Consider the following 936-nt stretch of genomic DNA (forward strand, 5'->3'; position numbering starts at 1 on the left):
CTCTAAACTGCAATACGGAGGCACGACCTACTCCTGATTCTTTTTCTGATGGGGGATTAAATTTTCATAAAGAAGATACCGTTAGAAATTTTGTACGCTTGATAAATGAAGGGGCTACAATAATTGAGCTTGGATCACAATCAACACGTCCTCCCGCTTTAATTATTAATGAAGATGAAGGATATGCAAGGCTTGAGAATGTTCTTGAAGAGCTTAGGGAAGTTATAAAAGAAAAAGAAATTATAGTCAGTATTGATGGCTTTACTCCTGAAGTAATTAAAATTGTTTTAAAAAAAATACCCTATTTCCTGTATAAACTTGGTTAAAAATAATCTAGATAATTATACATTACGATTAATTGCCGATTATAATTGTAAAATTATTACTATGCACTCATTAACCGTTCCACCGCAAAAACAAAAATGTCTTGATTTCGATAACTCTCCGCTTGCTAGTTTAAATATATGGACAGAGCAAGAAATAACAAGATTAGAAAAATGTGGATTTGATAGAAAAAATATCATTCTTGATCCTGGAATTGGTTTTGGAAAATCCATTTACCAAAATTTATATATTACAACATATTAAAAAATTTAAAAATCCAGGATGTGAGATATTGGTAGGACACTCATGAAAATCTTATATTTCTGCTTTTTATAATTCCAAAGCATCGGAAAGAGATTTGGAAACAATAGCAATATCAAAATATTTAACAGAGCATGGAGCTGATTATTTACGAGTGCATAATGTTATAGAGCATCAAAGATTTTTTGTAACAGACCATATGACTAGGCGCTGTTAACAAAGTTATTTTAATTGATAATTAAAGGGATTTTTTAGCAAAAATTAATAAGATTTTTGCTGGAATAGCTAGTCCTGTTTCAAAAAAATCTTATAATTTGCAGTAAAAAAGAATTTAATTAGCTTTAAAATAAC

The 936-nt window shown here is 29.5% G+C and carries 2 protein-coding genes; both read left to right on the top strand.

Annotation, left to right across the window (positions count from 1 at the left end; all coding sequences use genetic code 11):
* Nucleotides 1-326, top strand: a 326-nt coding sequence (locus tag KYQ89_RS00290; protein ID WP_218459810.1) for a dihydropteroate synthase, incomplete at its 5' end; no start/stop codon positions are given.
* Complete coding sequence (locus tag KYQ89_RS00295) at nt 319-588, top strand: dihydropteroate synthase (protein ID WP_218459811.1); 270 nt, start codon at nt 319-321, stop codon at nt 586-588. The genes KYQ89_RS00290 and KYQ89_RS00295, both read left to right, overlap by 8 nt.
* Nucleotides 589-936: the final 348 nt, after the last annotated feature.

This window comes from Rickettsia sp. TH2014, from assembly GCF_019249195.1.
GTDB lineage: Bacteria > Pseudomonadota > Alphaproteobacteria > Rickettsiales > Rickettsiaceae > Rickettsia > Rickettsia felis.